The sequence below is a fragment of the Cellulosimicrobium sp. TH-20 genome (assembly GCF_002105775.1).
Taxonomy (GTDB): Bacteria; Actinomycetota; Actinomycetes; order Actinomycetales; family Cellulomonadaceae; genus Cellulosimicrobium; species Cellulosimicrobium funkei.
In genome coordinates, this window is sequence record NZ_CP020857.1 from 2,512,371 (window position 1) to 2,531,576 (window position 19,206).

Annotated in this window: 18 protein-coding genes and 1 other RNA gene; 11 read left to right on the forward strand and 8 right to left on the reverse strand. The window is 75.5% G+C overall.

Features of this window, described 5'->3' with window-relative positions:
- Positions 1-85 precede the first annotated feature (85 nt).
- The 3 genes from B8281_RS11045 to B8281_RS11055 all read left to right on the forward strand — a co-directional run bounded on the left by B8281_RS11045 (position 86) and on the right by B8281_RS11055 (position 3,142).
- Entirely contained in the window at positions 86-1,063 is a 978-nt protein-coding gene (locus B8281_RS11045) for a Nif3-like dinuclear metal center hexameric protein (protein ID WP_085387732.1), read from the forward strand.
- A 79-nt stretch (positions 1,064-1,142) separates the two neighbouring features.
- Entirely contained in the window at positions 1,143-1,886 is a 744-nt protein-coding gene (locus B8281_RS11050; RefSeq protein WP_034653131.1) for a zinc ribbon domain-containing protein, read from the forward strand.
- On the forward strand, positions 1,883-3,142 hold the full coding sequence (locus B8281_RS11055; protein WP_085387733.1) for a bifunctional RNase H/acid phosphatase: 1,260 nt from the start codon (positions 1,883-1,885) through the stop codon (positions 3,140-3,142). Before B8281_RS11050 ends, B8281_RS11055 begins: the two co-directional genes overlap by 4 nt.
- Before the next feature lie 57 nt (positions 3,143-3,199).
- On the opposite strand, the gene B8281_RS11060 is transcribed toward B8281_RS11055, so the two are convergent.
- Together B8281_RS11060 and B8281_RS11065 are read right to left on the reverse strand one after the other, a co-directional pair.
- Positions 3,200-3,535: a TfoX/Sxy family protein gene (locus B8281_RS11060; RefSeq protein WP_085387734.1), complete on the reverse strand. Its 336-nt coding sequence runs from the start codon at positions 3,533-3,535 to the stop codon at positions 3,200-3,202.
- Positions 3,536-3,639: 104 nt separating this feature from the next.
- Complete coding sequence (locus B8281_RS11065; protein ID WP_043653506.1) at positions 3,640-4,482, reverse strand: YaaA family protein; 843 nt, start codon at positions 4,480-4,482, stop codon at positions 3,640-3,642.
- Between the two features lie 86 nt (positions 4,483-4,568).
- On the opposite strand from B8281_RS11065, the gene B8281_RS11070 reads away from it, so the two are divergent.
- Positions 4,569-4,952 carry a tautomerase family protein gene (locus B8281_RS11070; protein WP_085387735.1) on the forward strand — a complete coding sequence of 128 codons (384 nt, stop codon included), beginning with the start codon at positions 4,569-4,571 and terminating at the stop codon, positions 4,950-4,952.
- Positions 4,953-5,009: 57 nt separating this feature from the next.
- Here the strand turns inward: B8281_RS11070 and recQ are convergent, their stop codons facing one another.
- Both recQ and B8281_RS11080 read right to left on the reverse strand, forming a co-directional pair.
- Complete coding sequence (recQ, locus tag B8281_RS11075; protein ID WP_034653124.1) at positions 5,010-6,839, reverse strand: DNA helicase RecQ; 1,830 nt, start codon at positions 6,837-6,839, stop codon at positions 5,010-5,012.
- A 68-nt stretch (positions 6,840-6,907) separates the two neighbouring features.
- Positions 6,908-8,986, reverse strand: coding sequence for an AAA family ATPase (locus B8281_RS11080; RefSeq protein WP_085387736.1), 2,079 nt, complete (start codon positions 8,984-8,986; stop codon positions 6,908-6,910).
- Positions 8,987-9,104: 118 nt separating this feature from the next.
- Here B8281_RS11080 and rnpB point away from each other — a divergent pair.
- Positions 9,105-9,518, forward strand: an RNA gene (gene rnpB, locus B8281_RS11085) — RNase P RNA component class A.
- Between the two features lie 287 nt (positions 9,519-9,805).
- On the opposite strand, the gene B8281_RS11090 is transcribed toward rnpB, so the two are convergent.
- Positions 9,806-10,129: a hypothetical protein gene (locus tag B8281_RS11090; protein WP_021482872.1), complete on the reverse strand. Its 324-nt coding sequence runs from the start codon at positions 10,127-10,129 to the stop codon at positions 9,806-9,808.
- A gap of 18 nt (positions 10,130-10,147) precedes the next feature.
- On the opposite strand from B8281_RS11090, the gene B8281_RS20040 reads away from it, so the two are divergent.
- From B8281_RS20040 to B8281_RS11110, 4 genes are all read left to right on the forward strand, one after another.
- Positions 10,148-10,834, forward strand: coding sequence for a DUF11 domain-containing protein (locus B8281_RS20040; RefSeq protein WP_198163057.1), 687 nt, complete (start codon positions 10,148-10,150; stop codon positions 10,832-10,834).
- A 129-nt stretch (positions 10,835-10,963) separates the two neighbouring features.
- Positions 10,964-11,782 (forward strand): bifunctional hydroxymethylpyrimidine kinase/phosphomethylpyrimidine kinase, encoded by an 819-nt coding sequence (gene thiD, locus B8281_RS11100; protein ID WP_021483778.1) that lies wholly within the window; start codon positions 10,964-10,966, stop codon positions 11,780-11,782.
- Positions 11,783-12,043: 261 nt separating this feature from the next.
- Positions 12,044-14,653: a phosphoenolpyruvate carboxylase gene (locus tag B8281_RS11105; protein ID WP_034653917.1), complete on the forward strand. Its 2,610-nt coding sequence runs from the start codon at positions 12,044-12,046 to the stop codon at positions 14,651-14,653.
- A gap of 326 nt (positions 14,654-14,979) precedes the next feature.
- Positions 14,980-15,345: an STAS domain-containing protein gene (locus B8281_RS11110; protein WP_021482430.1), complete on the forward strand. Its 366-nt coding sequence runs from the start codon at positions 14,980-14,982 to the stop codon at positions 15,343-15,345.
- A gap of 53 nt (positions 15,346-15,398) precedes the next feature.
- Here B8281_RS11110 and ppgK read toward each other — a convergent pair whose 3' ends face one another.
- Positions 15,399-16,196, reverse strand: a complete 798-nt coding sequence (ppgK, locus tag B8281_RS11115; RefSeq protein WP_021482429.1) for a polyphosphate--glucose phosphotransferase — start codon at positions 16,194-16,196, stop codon at positions 15,399-15,401.
- Entirely contained in the window at positions 16,193-17,098 is a 906-nt protein-coding gene (gene map, locus B8281_RS11120; RefSeq protein ID WP_085387738.1) for a type I methionyl aminopeptidase, read from the reverse strand. Before map ends, ppgK begins: the two co-directional genes overlap by 4 nt.
- 69 nt (positions 17,099-17,167) lie before the next feature.
- On the opposite strand from map, the gene B8281_RS11125 reads away from it, so the two are divergent.
- Both B8281_RS11125 and B8281_RS11130 read left to right on the forward strand, forming a co-directional pair.
- Positions 17,168-17,389 (forward strand): hypothetical protein, encoded by a 222-nt coding sequence (locus tag B8281_RS11125; protein ID WP_043653514.1) that lies wholly within the window; start codon positions 17,168-17,170, stop codon positions 17,387-17,389.
- Positions 17,386-18,303: an N-acetylmuramoyl-L-alanine amidase gene (locus B8281_RS11130; protein ID WP_198163058.1), complete on the forward strand. Its 918-nt coding sequence runs from the start codon at positions 17,386-17,388 to the stop codon at positions 18,301-18,303. The genes B8281_RS11125 and B8281_RS11130 overlap by 4 nt, the downstream gene beginning before the upstream one ends.
- 21 nt (positions 18,304-18,324) lie before the next feature.
- Here the strand turns inward: B8281_RS11130 and panB are convergent, their stop codons facing one another.
- Positions 18,325-19,173 (reverse strand): 3-methyl-2-oxobutanoate hydroxymethyltransferase, encoded by an 849-nt coding sequence (panB, locus tag B8281_RS11135; protein WP_034653916.1) that lies wholly within the window; start codon positions 19,171-19,173, stop codon positions 18,325-18,327.
- Between the last annotated feature and the right edge of the window lie 33 nt (positions 19,174-19,206).

The following is a 19,206-nucleotide window of genomic DNA, read 5'->3' on the forward strand; positions in this document are numbered from 1 at the left end:
CTCCGGGCTACGGGATGATGGCTTGCGCAATCCATCAAACCATGGCGAGCGGCGTCCGGCGGCCCGCCCGGGATAGCCTGCCGCCATGACCGCCGCGCCCGACCCGAGCACCGACACGTCTCCTGCGGACCCGGCGGCCGAGGGCGCGGGGCACCCGACGCTCGGCCGCGTCGTGCGGACGCTGGACGAGCTGTACCCGCCGTCGACGGCGGAGGACTGGGACGCCGTCGGCCTGGTCGCCGGGGACCCGGACGCGCCCGTGGGCAAGGTGCTGCTCGCCGTCGACCCCGTGGAGGAGGTCGCGGACGAGGCGCTGGCCTGGGGCGCCGACCTCCTCGTGACGCACCACCCGCTGTTCCTGCGGCCCGTGCACTCCGTCGCCGCGACGACCTTCAAGGGCTCGCTCGTGCACCGCCTCATCCGGGGCGGCTGCGCGCTCTACGTCGCGCACACCAACGCCGACGCCGCGCAGCGCGGGGTCGCAAACGCCCTCGCCGACGCGCTCGACCTGCTGCACCGCGTCCCCCTCGTGCCGCACCCCGCGCCGTCGCCGCACGAGGCGGCGCGCACCGGCACCGGCCGCGTGGGCCGGCTCGCGGAGCCGACGACGTTGCGCGCGTTCGCGCAGCGCGTCGCGCAGGTGCTGCCTCCGACGGTGCAGGGCGTCCGCGTGGCGGGCGACCTCGATGCGCGCGTGGAGTCGGTCGCGGTGGTGGGCGGGTCCGGCGACTCGCTGTTCGACGCCGTGCGCGCGAGCGGGGCCGACGTCTACCTCACGTCCGACCTGCGCCACCACCCCGTGTCCGAGCTGCGCGAGCGCGCGCGGCTCGACGGCGGCGAGGCCGGGACGCCGTTCCTCGTCGACGTGCCGCACTACGCCTCCGAGTGGCCGTGGCTCCGCTACGCTGCCGAGGACCTCGTGCGCGTCCTCGCGCGCTCCGGCGCGGCCGTGGAGACGCGGGTCAGCACGCTCGTCACCGACCCGTGGACGGCGCGGTTCCCGTCCGCACCCGCCGACCCCGCAGCCGACGCCGGACCGCCCCGCGACACCGCGCAGGGCTGACCCCCGGCGCGCGTCGACCCCCACCCGTCCCCACCGACCCGCACGCCGGCCCTCATCGGGCCCACGAAAGGAACCACCCGTGGCCACTGCACCGCCCGCCGACCAGCTCCGCCTGCTCGACGTCCAGGAGCTCGACACGCGTGCCCAGCAGCTCGCGCACCAGCGCAAGAACCTGCCGGAGCACGCGCGCATCGCCGAGCTCGACGCCCAGCTCGAGGACCTGCGCGGCAAGCTCGTGGAGTCGCGGACCGCGGTGAGCGACCTCCGGCGCGAGCTGACCAAGGCCGAGGGCGACGTCGAGCAGGTGCGCACGCGCGCCGCCCGCGACCAGTCGCGCCTGGACTCCGGGCAGGTCGGGGCGAAGGACGCGCAGGCGCTCGTCGCGGAGCTCGAGTCGCTCGCCCGCCGGCAGGGCGTCCTCGAGGAGGTCGAGCTCGACGTCATGGAGCGGCTCGAGGCGCACGAGGAGGCCCTCGCGAAGCTCGAGTCGGCGCACGCCGAGCTCGAGTCCGCCAAGGCCGAGGTCGTGGCCGCGCGCGACGCCCGGTATGCCGAGCTCGACGCCGAGGCCGCGCAGGTCGCGGGGCGGCGCACGGACGCCGTCGCCGGTCTCGACGCGGGCCTGCTCGCGCTCTACGAGCGCGTGCGCGACCAGAACGGCGGGCGTGGCGTCGTCGCGCTGCGCGGCCAGCACGTCGACGGGCTCAACGTCTCGCTGAGCCCGGCCGAGCTCGCGGCGATCACGTCGGCCGCGCCCGACCAGGTGGTGCGGCTCGAGGACTACGGCCACATCGTGGTGCGGCCGGAGGGCGCCGGCGCGTGAGCGGGGCGAGCGGTCGGCAGCTCGTCGTCGAGGCCGACGGCGGCTCGCGCGGCAACCCGGGGCCCGCGGGCTTCGGGGCGCTCGTGCGCGACGCCGCGACCGGCCAGGTGCTCGCCGAGCGGGCCGCGTACCTCGGCACGACGACGAACAACGTCGCCGAGTACTCGGGTCTCGTCGCCGGGCTGCGCGCCGCCGCGGAGATCGACCCGGACGCGCGCGTGACCGTCCGGATGGACTCGCGGCTCGTCGTCGAGCAGATGTCGGGGCGGTGGCAGATCAAGCACGACGACATGCGCCGCCTGGCGGCCGAGGCCGCGGCGGTGCTCCCCGCCGCGCAGGTCACCTACGAGTGGGTGCCGCGCGCGCAGAACGCGGCAGCCGACGCCCTGGCCAACGAGGCGATGGACACCCGCGGGACCGTCGTGCGCGACCACGAGCCCGCGGACACGTCGGAGGTGCCGTCCGACGCCGCGGCCGACCCCGCGACCGAGACCGCACCCGTCCCCGTGGACGGGACGACCCTCCCCGCCGTCCCCGAGGGCGCGGCGGTCGACACGCCCGCCCGGCCGTCGGGCGCCACCGTCCGGTTCGACGACGCGCCCGCGCTCACGGTCGTGCTCGTGCGCCACGGGCAGACGCCGCTCACCGTCGCGGGCGCGTTCAGCGGCTCGTCGGTGCCGGGACCGTCCCTCACCGCGCGCGGCCGGACGCAGGCCGCGCAGGCCGCGGACCTGGTGTTCCGGATCGGTCGCCAGGCGTGGCCCGACCTGCCGCGCCCGTCGGCCGTCGTCTCCTCGCCCATGGTCCGGGCCCAGGAGAGCGCGCGCGCCGTCGGCCGCCGCCTCGGGGTGCCCGTGACGACGGACGACCGGTTCGCCGAGGTGGACTTCGGCGCGTGGGAGGGGCTCACGGCCGCGGAGGTGGACGCCGGGTGGCCCGGCCTCCTGCCCGCCTGGTACACGACCGGGACGACGCCGGCCCCGGGCGGCGAGTCCGCCGCCGACGTCGGCGTGCGCGTCCGGCAGGGGCTGCGCGACCTCGTCGACACCATGCTGCCGGGTGCCGGGCCCGCGGGCCGCACCGTCGTCGTCGTGGGTCACGCCGTCCAGGTGCGGGCCGCGATCGGGACGTCCGTGGGCGCGCCGCCCGAGCAGTGGTCGCGGATCCGCGTCCCTCCGGCGTCGGTGAGCATCCTGCGGTTGTGGGCCGACGGCACGAGCGAGCTCACGGCCCAGGGCGTCCCGAGCGACCTCTGACCCGGCCGAGGTAGAGGCCTGGTAGCGCGAGGTAGAGGCATGGTCGTGACCGCGGCTCTACCTCGGCGGCCTCGGACGCGCGGTGCGGGCGGCCTGGAGACCGGTCTCCACCCAGGCGTCGAGCTCGCGCGTGTCCGCCAGGCGCGGACCGTCGACGACGACCCACCCCGCCATCGTGCGGGTGCCCATCGTCATCGGCCGGGCGCCGCGCTCCAGGGCGGCGGTGCGTCCGCCCGTGCCGACCCGCACCATGAGGGCGTCCCCGGAGATCGCGACCGCCATGCGCCCGTCGACGAGGAACGCGAGGCCGCCGAACATCGTCCGCTCCTCGAACGGGGCGCGGGGCGCCAGCACCGCGCGGACGCGGTCGGCGAGGTCCTGGCTGACGGCCATGGGTCCACTGTGGACCCCTGCCCGTCCCGGCGCAGTGGCACGCGGCGCCGGCCCGGGCCGACCACCGCGCCGGACCGCTCGCCCGGACCGCTCGGGCGGACCGCTCAGGAGATGACGAGCTCGAGCGTGCGCGGCCCGCTGCGCGTCGTGGCGTCGTGCAGGGTCGCCTCGATCAGCCGGTAGGTGAGGCCCGAGCCGACCTCGGTCCCGATCACCGTGCCGACGAGCTCGCGCGCGGCGTCCAGCAGCCCGGCCGCGGACGACGGCGACGCCGCCTCCCGGCGCACGAGGTGCCCGGCGAGCACGCCGCGCGTGTGCTTGGCGTTGTGCGAGACGACGGTCCGCTTCCCGGCGTGCTCGCGCACGACCCGCACCGCGACCCACTCGGCCGCCCGCGGGCCCGATGTCCGCGGCTTCCACGCGCCCACGTACGTCGCGGACCGGCAGTCCACGACGACGTCGCCCGCGGCCCGCTCGTCGAGCACGGGGGCGAGGTGGGGCCGCCACGCCGTGGCGAGCTTCCCGACGCCCGGCAGGTCCACCGCCATGGAGAGCCGGTACGCCGGGACCCGGTCGGCAGGGGAGAGCGCGCCCCACAACCCCGACACGACGCGCACGTCCTCGCGGGCCCGACGCGCGGGCTCCCCGCCCGCGGCGAGCGCCCCCGCGAGGTCCGCGGCGCCGTACAGCACGCCCGTGTACACGTCGGCTGCCGGACCGGCCGGGGCCGAGCGCAGCACGGTGTTGCGTCGCACCTCCTCGGCGAGCCCCGGCGTCGTGCCCAGGACCTCGTGGGCGTCCGGCCGGGCGCTCGCGGCGGCGAGCGCGTCGAGGACCGTCACGCGGTGCGCGGTGAGCGCGGGGGAGGTCAGGGTGTCGAGGTCGACGGGCGGGGCGCCGTCGGGCGCGGGGGTCTTGCCCTCGGACGGGGGGAGCAGCACGAGCACCGGGTCACTCTACGAGCGCGCGCGACGTCGCCGCCGCGGGTGACCGGGGCCGACGGCGTGGGGTGCGTCACGGCTACGCTCGCCCGATGGCCCAGGTGAAGATCTACGGACGGCGCAGCGTGTGGGGCGCGCGGCGGACGGAGGTGTCCGACGCGCTGCACGACGCGCTCGTGCGCGCGTGGCAGCTCCCGCCGGACAAGCGGTTCCACCGCTTCCTGCTCCTGGACGACGACGACCTGGTCGCCCCGCGCTCGGACGCGTACCTGGTCGTCGAGGTCGTCTGCTTCACGGGCCGCACGCGCGAGGCCAAGCGCGCGCTGGTCGCGGCGCTGTACGACGACGTCGTGCCAGCCCTCGGCCTGACGGTGGACGACGTGGAGCTCGTGATCCTCGAGAGCCCGCGCGAGAACTGGGGCATCCGCGGGGTCAGCGGCGACGAGCTCGCGCTGTCGTACCGCGTCGACGTCTGACTCGCGCGTCCCCTGCCTCGGGCGGCGGGGGGCGGTCCGAGCCCCGTGCGGGGCCGCTCAGCCTGCCTCGGCGACGACGGCCAGCACCGCGTCGCCGTACCGGGCGAGCTTGTTCTCGCCGACGCCGCTCACCAGCGCGAGCCGCTCGAGCGAGCCGGGCCGGGCGGTCGCGATCCCGCGGAGCGTCGCATCCCCGAACACGATGTACGCGGGCACGCCCTGGGTCTTCGCCTCGCCCGCCCGCCAGGCGCGCAGCGCCTCGAAGAGCGGGACGTCGGCCTCGGCCAGCTCGGCGGCGGCCGACGCCTTCCGTCCCTTCGCCGCGCGCACCGGACGCGCCGGCTCGTGCCGCATCCGGACCTCGCGGCGCCGGGCCAGGACCTCCCCGCTCGCCGCGGTGAGCACGAGCGTCCCGTGCGCGCCCTCGACGGTGAGCAGTCCCTGGGCGAGGAGCTGGCGCACCACGGCCCGCCACTCGTTCTCGGACAGGTCGTCCCCGACCCCGAACACCGACAGCTCCTGGTGCCGGAACCGCCGGACCTTCTCCGTGTCCCGGCCGAGGAGGATGTCGACGACCTGCCCGACGCCGAAGCGCTGCCCGCGCTCGCGGTCCAGGCGGAACACCGTCGAGAGCACCTTCTGCGCGGCGACCGTCCCGTCCCAGGCCTCGGGCGGGGCGAGGCACGTGTCGCACGACCCGCAGGCCCCCGGGTGCTCCTGGCCGAAGTAGGCGAGGAGCTGGGCGCGGCGGCACTCCACGGTCTCGCAGAGGGCGAGCATCGCGTCCAGGTGCCGGCCCAGGTTGCGCCGGTGCGCGGCGTCGCCGTCGGACGTCTCGATGAGCTTGCGCTGCTGCACGACGTCGGCGAGGCCGTAGGCCAGCCAGGCGGTGGACGGCAGGCCGTCGCGCCCCGCGCGTCCTGTCTCCTGGTAGTACCCCTCGACGGACTTGGGCAGGTCGAGGTGCGCGACGAACCGGACGTCGGGCTTGTCGATGCCCATGCCGAAGGCGATCGTCGCGACCATGACCACGCCGTCCTCGCGCAGGAACCGGGACTGGTTCGCGGCGCGCACCGACGCGGGGAGCCCCGCGTGGTAGGGCAGCGCCTGGATCCCGTTCTCGACGAGCGTCGCGGCGGTCCTCTCGACCGACGCGCGCGAGAGGCAGTAGACGATCCCGGCCTCCCCGGCGTGCTCGGTCCGCAGCAGGTCGAGCAGCTGCTTCTCGGGCCGGTCCTTGGGCACGATCCGGTAGGTGATGTTGGGGCGGTCGAAGCTGGAGACGAAGTGCCGCGCGCCCTCCAGGTCGAGGCGCAGGGCGATCTCGGCGCGCGTCGCAGCCGTCGCCGTCGCGGTCAGCGCGATGCGCGGGACGGACGGCCAGCGCTGGTGCAGCACCGACAGCTCGAGGTAGTCCGGCCGGAAGTCGTGGCCCCACTGGGAGACGCAGTGCGCCTCGTCGATCGCGAACAGCGCGATCGGCGTCCTGTCGAGCAGGTCGAGGGTGGCGCGGCTGCGGAGCCCCTCCGGCGCCACGTAGAGCAGGTCGAGCTCACCCGCCACGAGCGCGCGCTCCACGGCGCGGCGGTCCTCCGAGGACAGCGTGGAGTTGAGGAACGCGGCGCGGACGCCGAGCGCCGCGAGGGCGTCCACCTGGTCCTGCATGAGGGCGATGAGCGGGGAGACCACGACGCCGGTCCCTGGACGGACCAGGGCGGGGATCTGGTAGCACAGCGACTTGCCCCCGCCGGTCGGCATGAGCACCAGGGCGTCGCCGCCGTTGACGACGGTGTCGATGACGGCCGCCTGCTCACCCCGGAACGCGTCGTACCCGAAGACTCGCCGGAGCACGTCGAGCGCGGGGTCGGTCGCAGTCGCTGTGGCCACCCGGGCACCCTACCGAGGAGTTCCGACACGACGGTCCCGGCGCGTCCGCCCCACCGCCGGGGCGCCCGTCACGGGCGGCGGAGCTCCGCGGGCAGGTCGTCCCGGTGGCGGACGGCGAGCGACGTCACCGCGCGGGTCAGGCAGACGTACAGCCGTCGCAGCCCCGTGACCCGGTCGGGCTCGCCCCGGACGACGCCCTCCGGGTCGTCCAGCACGACGTGGTCGAACTCCAGCCCCTTCGCGAGCGACGCGGGCACGAGGTCGAGGCGCGCGTCGAACTCGACCGCGCCGTCGTCGTCCGACGCCTCGCCGACGACCGCGAAGGCGAGGCCCGCCGCGGCGAGCGCCGCGCGCGCGGCGTCCGTGCCGGCGTCGGGCACGATCAGCCCGACCGACCCCTCCCGGGCGAGCGCCGTGCGGACCAGGTCCACGAGCGGCCCGGTGGTGAGGACGAGCTCGCCCCGCGCCCGGCGGACGGCGACCGGCGGGTCGAGGTCCGGCGCGATCGAGGGGAGCAGGCGGGCCGCGTACTCGATGACGTCGCCGGGGACGCGGAAGCCGGCGGTGAGCTGCTCCACGTGGCCGTCGGGCTTGCCGAGGTGCGTCAGCGCGTCGGTCCACGAGGAGACCCCCCACGGCGTCGTCGCCTGGGCCAGGTCGCCCAGCACCGTCAGCGAGCCGGTACGCGCCCGGCGCCCGAGAGCGCGCAGCATCATCGGCGACAGGTCCTGCGCCTCGTCCACCACGACGTGCGCGACCGACGCGCCGCGGGCCAGCAGGTCCGCGACCTCGTCGAGCAGGACGAGGTCGGCCAGCGTCCAGCGGGCCGTGCCCGGTGTCCGGGACGGTCGGGCCGGGCGCAGCAGCTCCTGCTCGGCCGGGGTGAGGACGCCGTCGGCGCTCGCGGCGAGGAACGCGGGGTCGACGAGGAGCCGGTGCAGCAGCGCCGTCGGCGTGACCTTCGGCCACACCGCGGCGGTGTAGTCCCGGACCGGGCGGGTGCGCGCGAGCGCGTCCCACGCCCGCTCGTCGAGCGCCTCGCCCGACTCCTCGATCTGCACGAGGATCCGGTGCGCGAGCGCGTGCCGCAGGTGGTCGCGACCGGCGTCGAAGCGCGGCTCCCGGCCGACCACCTGCGCCACGCACTCGCGGGCCTCGTGCGCGGCGACGCGCCAGCGGCGCGCACCGCGGGGCAGCACGAGCGCCTCGGACGGCTCGACGAGGTGCGACCACACCGCGCGGCGGAGCACCTCGGCCATACGCACGTCGCCCTTGAGCCGCGCGACGTCCGCGGGCTCCGTGCCGCGCAGGCGGCCGTGCGCCGTGACGATCTGCTCGACGGTGGTCTGGGTCGCGTCGACCTCGCCGAGGGCGGGCAGCACGTCGCGGATGTACCGCAGGAAGCTCGCGTTGGGCCCGACGACGGTCATCCCTGCGCGGCTCACCCGCTCCCGGTGGGAGTACAGCAGGTACGCGGCGCGGTGCAGCCCGACGGCGGTCTTGCCGGTGCCGGGCGCACCCTGCACGACGACGGTCCGGTCGATCCCGCTGCGCACGATGACGTCCTGCTCGGGCTGGATTGTGGCGACGATGTCGCGCATCGGCCCGGTGCGGGGCCGCTCGATCTCGGCCTCGAGGATCGCGGAGGACTCCGCGCCGGGACCCGGGGCGGTGAGCGTCTCGTCCTCGAAGCCCGTGAGGGCGCCGCGCTGGAAGCCGTAGCGGCGGCGGACGGCGACCCCCATCGGCTCGGTGCGCGTGGCGCGGTAGAAGGGCGTGCTCACCGGGGCGCGCCAGTCGACGACGAGCGGGTCGCCCTCGGGGTCCGAGACGTGGCGGCGGCCGATGTGGAAGACCTCGGCGGGCTCGTGGCCGGTGCCGTCGAGGTCGATGCGTCCGAAGAAGAGCGGGACCTCGGGGTCGTCGGCGAGCTGGGCGAGCCGACGGGCGAGCGCCGCCTCGAGGTACTCGGCGCTGACCCGGTCTCCCGCGAGCGCGTCGAGCGACCCCGCCCGCTCGCGCATGCGGGCGAGCTGCCTGCGGGCGTCGGCGAGGAACTCCTGCTCCCGGGCGAGCTCGGCCGACGTGTCGGTGGCGGGTGCCGCGCTCGGGGCGTCGGGGGCGGACGGTTCGGCGGTGGCGGGCACGACAGACCTCCGGGAGCAGGCTTCGAGGGGGGCGGGCCATACTACGGGGCACGACCCGCCGGCGGACCGGTCGCTGGTCCGCCGAGCCGCCCGGGAGCGGTAGCCTTGCTGGCGCGGACGAGTCGGTCGGACGGTCGCGTCGGGAGGCCTCGTGCCTCCCGCCGAGGAACGTCCGGGCTCCGAAGGGCAAGGTGGTGGGTAACGCCCACCCGGGGTGACCCGCGGGACAGTGCCACAGAGAACAGACCGCCGCGTCGGGAAGGGCTCCGGCCCCGACCGGTGCGGTAAGGGTGAAACGGTGGTGTAAGAGACCACCAGCGGACCGGGTGACCGGTCCGGCTCGGTAAACCCCACCTGGAGCAAGGTCAGACAGACTGTGTCTGAGGGCTGCCCGCCCGATTCTCCACGGAGAAGCACAGTCGGGTAGACCGCTCGAGCCCTGCGGCGACGCAGGGCCTAGATGGATGACCGTCGCCCGCGCGAGGGTGACCTCGCGCGGGAACAGAACCCGGCGTACAGACCGGCTCGTCCGCATCGCACCGCCCGACCTGAGACAGCGGCGCCTCCTCTGGTGCCGTGACGATCGACGCTGACATCGACGACGGCGATGACGACTTCAACGGCGTCGGGTTGTGCCCTGCCCCCCCTGGCGCTGACCGTCCCCGGACTGGGGTGAGCCCAGCGCGGACGCCTCCACTCCGTCCACGCCGGGCTCTGCGACAGAGTTACGGCCGCCTCGCATCAGAGACGGCGCGAGCCGGGCACCTACACGCGTCCCCGACCGCGTCGTGTCGAGGGTCGTCAGCCGCCTCTGGACGGCTAGTGCGCTCTGAGCTGCCCTGCTTCGTCGAACCCCAGCCGGGCGGGTGGTGTCTCGCGCATGCGGAGCAGTTCGTCGATGTGAGTCATCAGGAGAGCGAAGCCCGCCCAACGAGGCTCTCGTCCGGGCCAGAGCACCTCGACGTCGTCGGCGACCGCGTCGAGGAAGCGGTTCAGGTCCTCGTCGTCGACGTCCAGGACGATCGGCGGGGCGTACTGCCTGTCGTCCCAGCGGTGGATCTGCGCTCCGTCGGTGGTGACGCGCACGTCGTTGCCGTCGGAGGCCGACTGGAGGGCGAACTGCTCGACGGTTCGGGTGGTCATGAAAACGCAGGGTAGATGGTGCCCTGGTTGCCGGTCGCGGACGACAACGACGACCGGGCGTGCGGGACCGCGACCGCGCCGCCGTCGACGGACGTGTCCGTGATGCTCTCCCCGCCGTCGGGCCAGGCGAGACCGGGCGAGCGCGTGCAGCTCGACGCCGTCGTGCGCAACGGCGGCCCGGCGGGCACGACCGCCGAGGTGCGCTGCACGCCGGCGGCCACCGCCGCGCTCGCCGTCGTGGCGGCGACGGTCCTCACGTGCGTCGTCGGCGACCTGCCGCCCGGCGCCGCGGTGACGTACCGCCTCACGGGCACCGCCACCGGGGCGCCGGGCACGGACCTCGTCGTCACGGCGCGGGTCGCGCACGACGCCCCGGACACCGTCCCGGAGAACGACGTCGCGGCCGCGACGGTCCGTCTGCTGCTCGGAGCGACGCCTCCTCCCGGCCCCGGCCCCGGCCCCGGTCCCGGCCTCCCGCCGTCGGGCCCGGGGGAGGCGCCCGCCGGTGCGGTGCCGGGCTCGCACCCGGCCGCCCCGGGGCCGTCCGCGGGGCCCTCGTACGCCCTCGCCACGACCGCCGGCCTGGCTGCGCTCGCCGCCCTCATGCTCGGCCTCGGGACGCTGCTCGTGCGCGGGCACGGGAGGGCCGCGCGCGGCCCGGGCGGGCTCGGGCCGCGGCGGCCGCGAGGCGGCGGGACGGCGTGAGCGCCGCGGTACGGCGTTAGGCTGTCGTGCCGCACCCGCCGCGGAGACGCCGGTCCGCCGGCGCGTCCGCCCGCCTCTCCCGGCACCACCGGGAGGACGGGCCCCGTCCTACTCGTGCCGAGGAGCACCATGTCGCACCACGACTCGCACACGCCTCCGCTCGCCTACGTCATCGCCGGTTCCGAGGCCACCGGCGGCGCCGGCATCCAGGCCGACCTGAAGACGTTCCAGGAGCTCGGCGCCTACGGCGTCGGCACGCTCACGTGCATCGTCTCGTTCGACCCGAAGAACGACTGGGGCCACCGCTTCGTCCCCGTGGACCCGCAGGTGATCGCCGACCAGTTCGAGGCGGCGACGGTCACGCACGAGCCCTCGGTCGTGAAGATCGGCATGCTCGGCACGCCCGCGACGATCGACGTCGTCGCCGAGTCGCTGCGCTCGCGCACGTGGGAGCACGTCGTGCTCGACCCGGTCCTCATCTGCAAGGGCCAGGAGCCCGGTGCCGCCCTCGACACCGACACGGCGCTGCGCGCGCAGGTCCTCCCGCTCGCGACCGTCGTCACGCCCAACCTCTTCGAGACGCGCACGCTCGCGGGCGTCGAGTCGATCGAGACCGTCGAGGAGCTCGTCGAGGCGGCGCGCAAGGTCCAGGCGCTCGGCCCGCGCGCCGTCGTCGCGAAGGGGGGCGTCGAGCTGCCCGGCCCCGACGCGGTCGACGTCCTGGTCGACGGCGACGAGGTGCACGTGCTGCGCACCCCGAAGATCGGCGAGGAGCGCGTGAGCGGGGCCGGCTGCACGTTCGCCGCCGCGATCACCGCGGAGCTTGCGAAGGGCGCCTCGGTGCTCGACGCCGCGCGCGTCGCCAAGGACGTCGTCACCGCCTCCATCGAGGACCGCGTGGCGTCGAACGCGCCGTTCGACGCGGTACGGGTCGGCGCGCGCCGCTGACCTCCTGCGGCGTGCCCGGGCCGCGGCCTCGCGACCCCGGGCCGACCCGTGCTCGACCAGCGATCACCCCTCGGACGTCTCGACGTCCCCTGACGGTCAAGGAATACTCTCGTCACCGTGAACGACCTCTCCCCTTCGGAACTGTCCCCGTCCCCGGGTGCTGCCGACGGCCCCGACCGGGTCTCCGCCGACGTCTCCGACCTCCCCGACGACACCGGGCACGCCGGGCGCGGCCTCGCGCGCCACGACGTCCCGGGCCCGCTGCGCGACGACGTCCGCCTCCTCGGCGGCCTGCTGGGCACCGTGCTGCGCGAGACGGGCGGCCAGGACCTGCTCGACGACGTCGAGCGGCTCCGCGAGCTCTCGATCCGTGCGTACGACGACCGGTCGGGCGCGGTGCTCGCCGAGGCCGAGGCGCTCGTCGAGGGCCTGTCCATGGCGCGCGCCGAGCAGGTCGCCCGGGCCTTCACGTGCTACTTCCACCTCGCGAACCTCGCGGAGGAGTACCACCGCGTGCGCGTCCTGCGCGAGCGCGAGGCGGAGTTCGCGACCCGCGCCACGACGCCCGACGACTCGCTGCCCGAGGCGTTCGAGCAGCTCGTCGGCGAGGTCGGGCGCGAGGAGGCGCTGCGCCGGCTTCGTCGCCTCGAGTTCCGCCCCGTGCTCACCGCGCACCCCACGGAGGCGCGCCGTCGTGCGGTCTCCGGCGCGGTGCGGCGCATCGCGACGCTCCTCGACGAGCGGGACGCGCAGCGCCTCGGCGGCACGTCGCTCGCGGAGAACGAGCGTCGCCTCCTCGCCGAGATCGACACGATGTGGCGCACCGCCCCCATCCGCGAGCACAAGCCGTCGGTCCTCGACGAGGTGAAGACGGCGCTCGGCGTGTTCGACGCGACGATGTTCGACACGTTCCCCACCGTCTACCGCCGCCTGGACGACTGGCTGCTGGGCGACGAGGCGGGGCGCGAGGAGCCGCTCGTGCGGCCGTTCGTCAGCCTGGGCACGTGGATCGGCGGCGACCGCGACGGCAACCCGAACGTCACGGCCGACGTGACGCGCCAGGCCGCGGCAATCGCGGCCGACCACGCGCTCGCGGCGCTCGAGCAGCAGGCGCGCGCCGTCGGGCGCAAGCTCACGCTCGACCAGGACGGCACGCCGCCGTCGGACGGCCTGCGCGCCCTGTGGGAGCGCCAGCGCCGGCTCTCGGAGGCGGTCACCGTCGCCGCGTCGGAGGCGTCGCCGCGCGAGCCGCACCGCGCGGTCCTGCTCGTCGTCGCGGACCGCATCGCCGCGACGCGGGCCCGCAACGCCGACCTCGCCTACCCGAACGCCGAGCAGCTCGAGTCCGACCTGCGCGTCGTCCAGGAGTCGCTCGTTGCGGCGGGCGCGCCCCGCGCGGCGTACGGGGACCTGCAGCAGCTCGTGTGGCAGGTCGAGACGTTCGGGTTCCACCTCGCGGAGCTCGAGGTGCGCCAGCACTCCCAGGTCCACGAGGGGGCGCTCGCCGAGATCGCGGAGAAGGGCCTGCACGGCGACCTCTCCGACCGTACGCGCGAGGTGCTCGACACCTTCCGCGCGCTCGGCGCGGTCCAGCAGCGCTACGGGATCCGTGCCGCACGCCGCTACATCGTGTCGTTCACGCAGAAGCCGGAGCACCTGGCCGCGGTGTACGAGCTCGCGGAGCTCGCGTTCGAGGGCTCCGACGAGGCGCCCGTGGTCGACGCGATCCCGCTGTTCGAGACCTTCGCCGACCTCCGGGCGAGCGTCGACATCCTCGAGTCCATGCTCACGCTGCCGCAGGTGCAGCGCCGGCTCGCCGAGAACGGGCGCCGCGTCGAGGTCATGCTCGGCTACTCGGACTCGTCGAAGGACGTCGGCCCGGTGTCCGCGACCCTCGCCCTGCACGACGCGCAGAGCCGCATCGCGCAGTGGGCCGAGCGCCACGACATCACGCTCACGCTGTTCCACGGCCGCGGCGGCGCCCTCGGCCGCGGCGGCGGCCCGGCGAACCGTGCCGTGCTCGCCCAGCCCCCGGGCTCGGTCGACGGCCGCTTCAAGCTCACCGAGCAGGGCGAGGTCATCCTCGCGCGTTACGGCGACCCGACGATCGCGTCGCGCCACATCGAGCAGGTCGCCGCGGCGACGCTGCTCGCGTCGGCGCCGTCGACGGAGAAGCGCAACGCCGAGGCGACCGAGCGCTACCGCGACCTCGCGGCCGCGCTCGACGAGTCGTCGCGCCGCCGGTTCCACGAGCTGGTGCGCGCGGACGGGTTCCCGCAGTGGTTCTCGCAGGTGACCCCGCTCGAGGAGGTCGGCCTCCTGCCGATCGGCTCCCGCCCGGCACGTCGCGGCCTGTCGGTCTCGTCGCTCGACGACCTGCGCGCGATCCCGTGGGTGTTCTCCTGGTCGCAGGCGCGCATCAACCTCGCGGGCTGGTACGGGCTCGGCACGGCGCTGCGCGAGTTCGGCGACCTCGAGCTGCTGCGCGAGGCGCACCGCGAGTGGCCGCTCTTCGCGACGCTGCTGGACAACGTCGAGATGTCGCTCGCCAAGACGGACGAGCGCATCGCCGAGCGGTACCTGGCGCTCGGGGACCGCGACGACCTCGCCCAGGCGATCCTCGACGAGCTGCGCCTCACGCGCGAGCAGGTCCTCGCGGTGACGGAGAACGCGTGGCCGCTCGCCGGCCGGCGCGTGCTGGGCCGCGCGGTCCAACTCCGCAGCCCGTACGTCGACGCGCTCTCGCTGCTCCAGGTCCGCGCGCTGCGCGGCCTGCGCTCCGGCGCGGAGGGCCCTGTCAAGGACGAGCTCCAGCACCTGCTGCTGCTCACCGTCAACGGGGTCGCGGCCGGCCTGCAGAACACCGGCTGAGGTCCGGCGCCCGCCACGACGGCCGTCACGTCGACCCGCGACCGGGTCCGTGGCGGCCGTCGTCGTCTGGACAGCCGTCCAGTTGTTGAATGAATCCTCAACCATCGCCCCGGTGAACGGCCGCCCGCGGGGGTCTGGGTAAAGTCTTCGCCAGAGGCCTACCAGCCGACGCTATCCGTGGGGTACTCTGGCGACGACCGACCACGCCGAAGTCCTGCTGTCGCCCGACGACGTACGAGAGCAGGGGGCCGACAGGTCGGGGCGTCGGGCAGGAGGCGCGGCACTCGTCGGGGTGGGCGAGGCAAGGCGGGACGAAGGGCGGGGCAGTGTTGGTACAGGAGCTCGAACGCAGCGACACCGGGGCAGGGACGGGCGGCATCCGGCTGCTCGAGGAACGCGACGCGAGCGTCGTGGACATGTGGGGCGAGATCGACGTCGCCCTGCGCAGCGAGGCGAGCGCCGCGCTCGCCAACGCTCTCGAACGCGACGTACCCGTGGTCATCGACACGTCCAAGGTGACGTTCATGGACTCGACGGGCATCGCGTTCCTCGTGCAGTTCTACACGATCGGCTCCGAGGAGGGGCTGTCCGTGACGCTGCGCAACCCGCCGACGGTCGTCACGGACGTCCTCGAGATGCTCGGCGTCATCGAGATCTTCGGTACCGAGCACCACGAGGTCAGCCCGGCCTGACGGCCCCGGCGAGCCCGGCCCCTCAGGACCGGGCTCGGACCGTGGCACGATCGTCAGACGGCGTCGGCCGCGAGCGACGCGGCGCCCACGATCCCGGCCGCGTTGCGCAGCTGGGCGGGCACGATCGGCGCCCGCAGGTGCAGCAGCGGCAGGAAGTGCTCGTGCTTCTTGCTCACGCCGCCGCCCACGACGATGAGGTCGGGCGAGAACAGGTCCTCGACGACCCCGAAGTAGCGCTGGAGCCGCTCGGCCCACTGCGCCCAGTCGAGGTCCTCGCGGTCGCGCGCGGCGTCGGAGGCCCGCGTCTCGGCGTCGTACCCGTCGATCTCCAGGTGGCCGAGCTCCGTGTTGGGGAGCAGGTGGCCCTCGACGAGGATCGCGCTGCCGATGCCGGTGCCGAGCGTCGCGACGAGCACGACGCCGTCCGCGTCGCGCGCGGCGCCGTAGCGCACCTCGCCCACGCCCGCGGCGTCGGCGTCGTTGACGGCGACGACGTGCCGTCCCGTCTCGCGCGCGACGAGCGCCGGGAGGTCGACGCCCGTCCACGACTTGTCGAGGTTCGCGATGAACCGCACGACGCCGTGCTGGAGCGGGGCGGGGAACGCGACCCCGATCGGCACGTCCTGCGGGAGGTCGTAGGCGCCTACGAGCTCGGCAATGACCTCCGCGACGGCCTGCGGCGTCGACGGCTGGGGGGTGGGGATGCGGTGCCGCTCCTGCGCGAACTCGCCGGTGGCGAGGTCGACCGGGGCGCCCTTGATGCCGCTGCCGCCGACGTCGATGCCGAAGGCGGTGCGGGGGCGCGGGCGGTCCGCGGGGGGTGCGGCGTGCGAGTCCTGGTGGGCGTTCATGGCAGTGTGAGGATCTCCGCTCCGTCGTCGGTCACCAGCAGCGTGTGCTCGAACTGCGCGGTCCGCGAGGCGTCCGCGGTGACTACCGTCCACCCGTCGTCCCACATCCGCCACTCGGACGTGCCGAGCGTGAGCATGGGCTCGATGGTGAAGACCATCCCGGGCTCGATCACGGTCGCGTGGTCGGGCGCCGCGTCGTAGTGCGGCACGACGAGCCCCGAGTGGAACGCACGCCCCACGCCGTGGCCCGTGTACTCGCGCACGACCCCGTACCCGAAGCGGGCGGCGTAGCGCTCGATGACGCGACCGACGACGTTGATCTGGCGGCCGGGCGCGACGGCCTTGATGCCGCGGGCGAGCGCCTCGCGCGTGCGCTCGACGAGCAGCGCCGACTCCGGGTCCACCTCCCCGACGGTGAAGGTGGCGTTCGTGTCGCCGTGCACGCCGCCCACGTAGGCGGTGATGTCGACGTTGACGATGTCGCCCTCGACGAGCTCGGTGGAGTCCGGGATGCCGTGACACACGACCTCGTTGAGCGAGGTGCACAGCGACTTGGGGAACCCGCGGTAGCCGAGCGTCGACGGGTAGGCGCCGTGGTCGAGGAGGAACTCGTGGCCCACGCGGTCGAGCTCGTCCGTCGTGACGCCGGGGGCGACGTGGCGCCCGACCTCGACGAGCGCCTGCGCCGCGACACGCGAGGCCGTCCGGATGCGCTCGACGGTCGCGGGGTTGTTGACCTCGCTCCCCTCGAAGGGCCGCGGTCCCGGCCGGCCCACGTACTCGGGGCGCTCGATCGTCGTCGGGACCTGCCGCTGGGGTCCCACGACACCCGGCGTCAGGGGGCCACGGCGCCCGGGGCGTGGAAGAGCGGCGGCGTCGGGCGGGACGGGGGCGGTGCTCATGGCCGCCAGTCTACGAACGCGCGGGCGCCGTGGGCGGCCGGCCGGGCCGGGATGGGGGAGGATCGAGGCATGAGCACCGGATCACGCTTCAGCGACGACGGCGAGCCCGCGGCCGCGGACGGGTACTACTACGACACGCGCACCGGCGAGGTGCACCGCGGCCCGAGCGCGTCGTGGTCGCACCGCATGGGCCCGTACCCGACGCGCGAGGCCGCCGAGAAGGCCCTGGAGACGGCGCGCGAGCGCACCGACGCCTGGGACGAGGAAGACCGCCGCGAGCGCGAGGAGTGACCCACGCCCCGCCGCCCGGCCCGCGCCGGGTGTGGTCGGGTCGTCTCGGCCTCCTCCTCGCGGGCCTGGCGGTGGGCGCGCTGACGTTCCTCGTCGCGCTGCAGGTCCGCGCCGTGTCGGGGGCCGGCCCGACGACGGTCACCCCCTCGGGCGGGGCCGTGCCCGCCGCGCCCGAGCCCGCGCCGTCGACGGCGTCGCCCGACCTGACCGCCACGGAGACCGGGCCGGCGCCCCCGCTCGCGGGCGTGACGGTCGCCGTCGACCCGGGGCACAACGGCGGGAACGGGGCGAACCCGCTCGTCGTGAACGCGCCCGTCCCCGACGGCCGGGGCGACACGAAGGCCTGCAACACGGTGGGGACGTCCACGGACTCCGGCTACCCGGAGCACGCGTTCACGTGGGACGTGGCGGGGCGGCTCGCGGCACGCCTGACCGAGCTGGGCGCCGTCGTCGTGCTCACGCGCCCGGACGACGCGGGCGTGGGCCCGTGCGTCGACGCGCGCGGCCGGTTCCCGCAGGAGAACGACGCGGACGTGCTCGTCTCGCTCCACGCCAACGGCACGGAGGACCGCCGCGCGCACGGGTTCTTCGCGATCGTGTCCGACCCGCCCGTGGACGAGGCCCAGGGGGAGCCGAGCGTCGCGCTCGCGCACGAGCTCGTGGCCGCGCTGACGGCGGCCGGGTTCGCGCCGTCGTCGTCGGTCGCGGCCGGCGACGGCCCCGTCCAGCGGCGCGCCGACCTGGCGACGCTCAACCACGCCGAGCGCCCGGCCGTGATGCTCGAGCTGGGGGAGATGCGCAACCCCGACGAGGCCGCGGTCATGGAGTCGGAGGAGGGGCGCCAGCGCTACGCGGACGCCGTCGCGAGCGGCGTCGCCGCGTGGGTCGCCGACGGCGGTGCGGGCGCGGGGTGACCCGGCGCCCGCACCGGGTGCTCAGCGGGCGAAGCTGTGCGCGTCGTCGGGGAAGGTCCCGCCGCGCACGTCGGCGGCGTAGTCGGCCGCCGCCTGGCCGAGCGCGGCGCCGATCTCGGCGTAGCGCTTGGCGAACCGGGGCGACCAGTCCGTCATCCCGGCCATGTCCGTCCAGACGAGCACCTGGCCGTCGCACGCGGCGCCCGCGCCGATGCCGATCGTGGGGATGCGCAGGATCTCGGTGACGCGCGCGGCCACCTCGACCGGCACCATCTCGAGCACGACCGCGACGGCGCCCGCCTCGGCCACGGCGAGCGCGTCCTCGCTGAGGCGCTCCGCGGCGTCGTCGCCCCGCCCCTGGACGCGCGGGCCGCCGAGCAGGTTCTCGGACTGCGGCGTGAAGCCGAGGTGCCCGACGACGGGGATGCCCGCGTCCGTGAGCGCCTGGATCTGCGCCGCGACGCGGCGCCCGCCCTCGAGCTTGACCGCGCTCACGCCCGTCTCCTTGAGGAACCGGACGCCGGTGGCGAGCGCCTGCTCCGGGCCCGCCTCGTACGAGCCGAACGGCAGGTCCACGACGGTGAACGCGCGGCGCGCGGCGCGCGCGACGGCGCGGGCCGGGGGGATGAGGTCGTCGACCGTGACGGGCAGGGTCGACGCGTGCCCGTGCATCGTGTTGCCGATCGAGTCGCCGACGAGCAGCATGTCGATCCCCGCGTCGTCGAAGATGCGCGCGGTCACCGCGTCGTAGGCGGTGAGCATGGTGATCTTCTCGCCGCGCGTCTTGGCCTCGGCGAGGTGGTGCACGCGGACGCGGCGCGGTCCCGTGCCGCCGGTCGCGGCGGGCTCGGGGGCGGTGTGAGCAGACATGACGGCCTTTCCTGGGTGCGGGAGGGGGCGGAC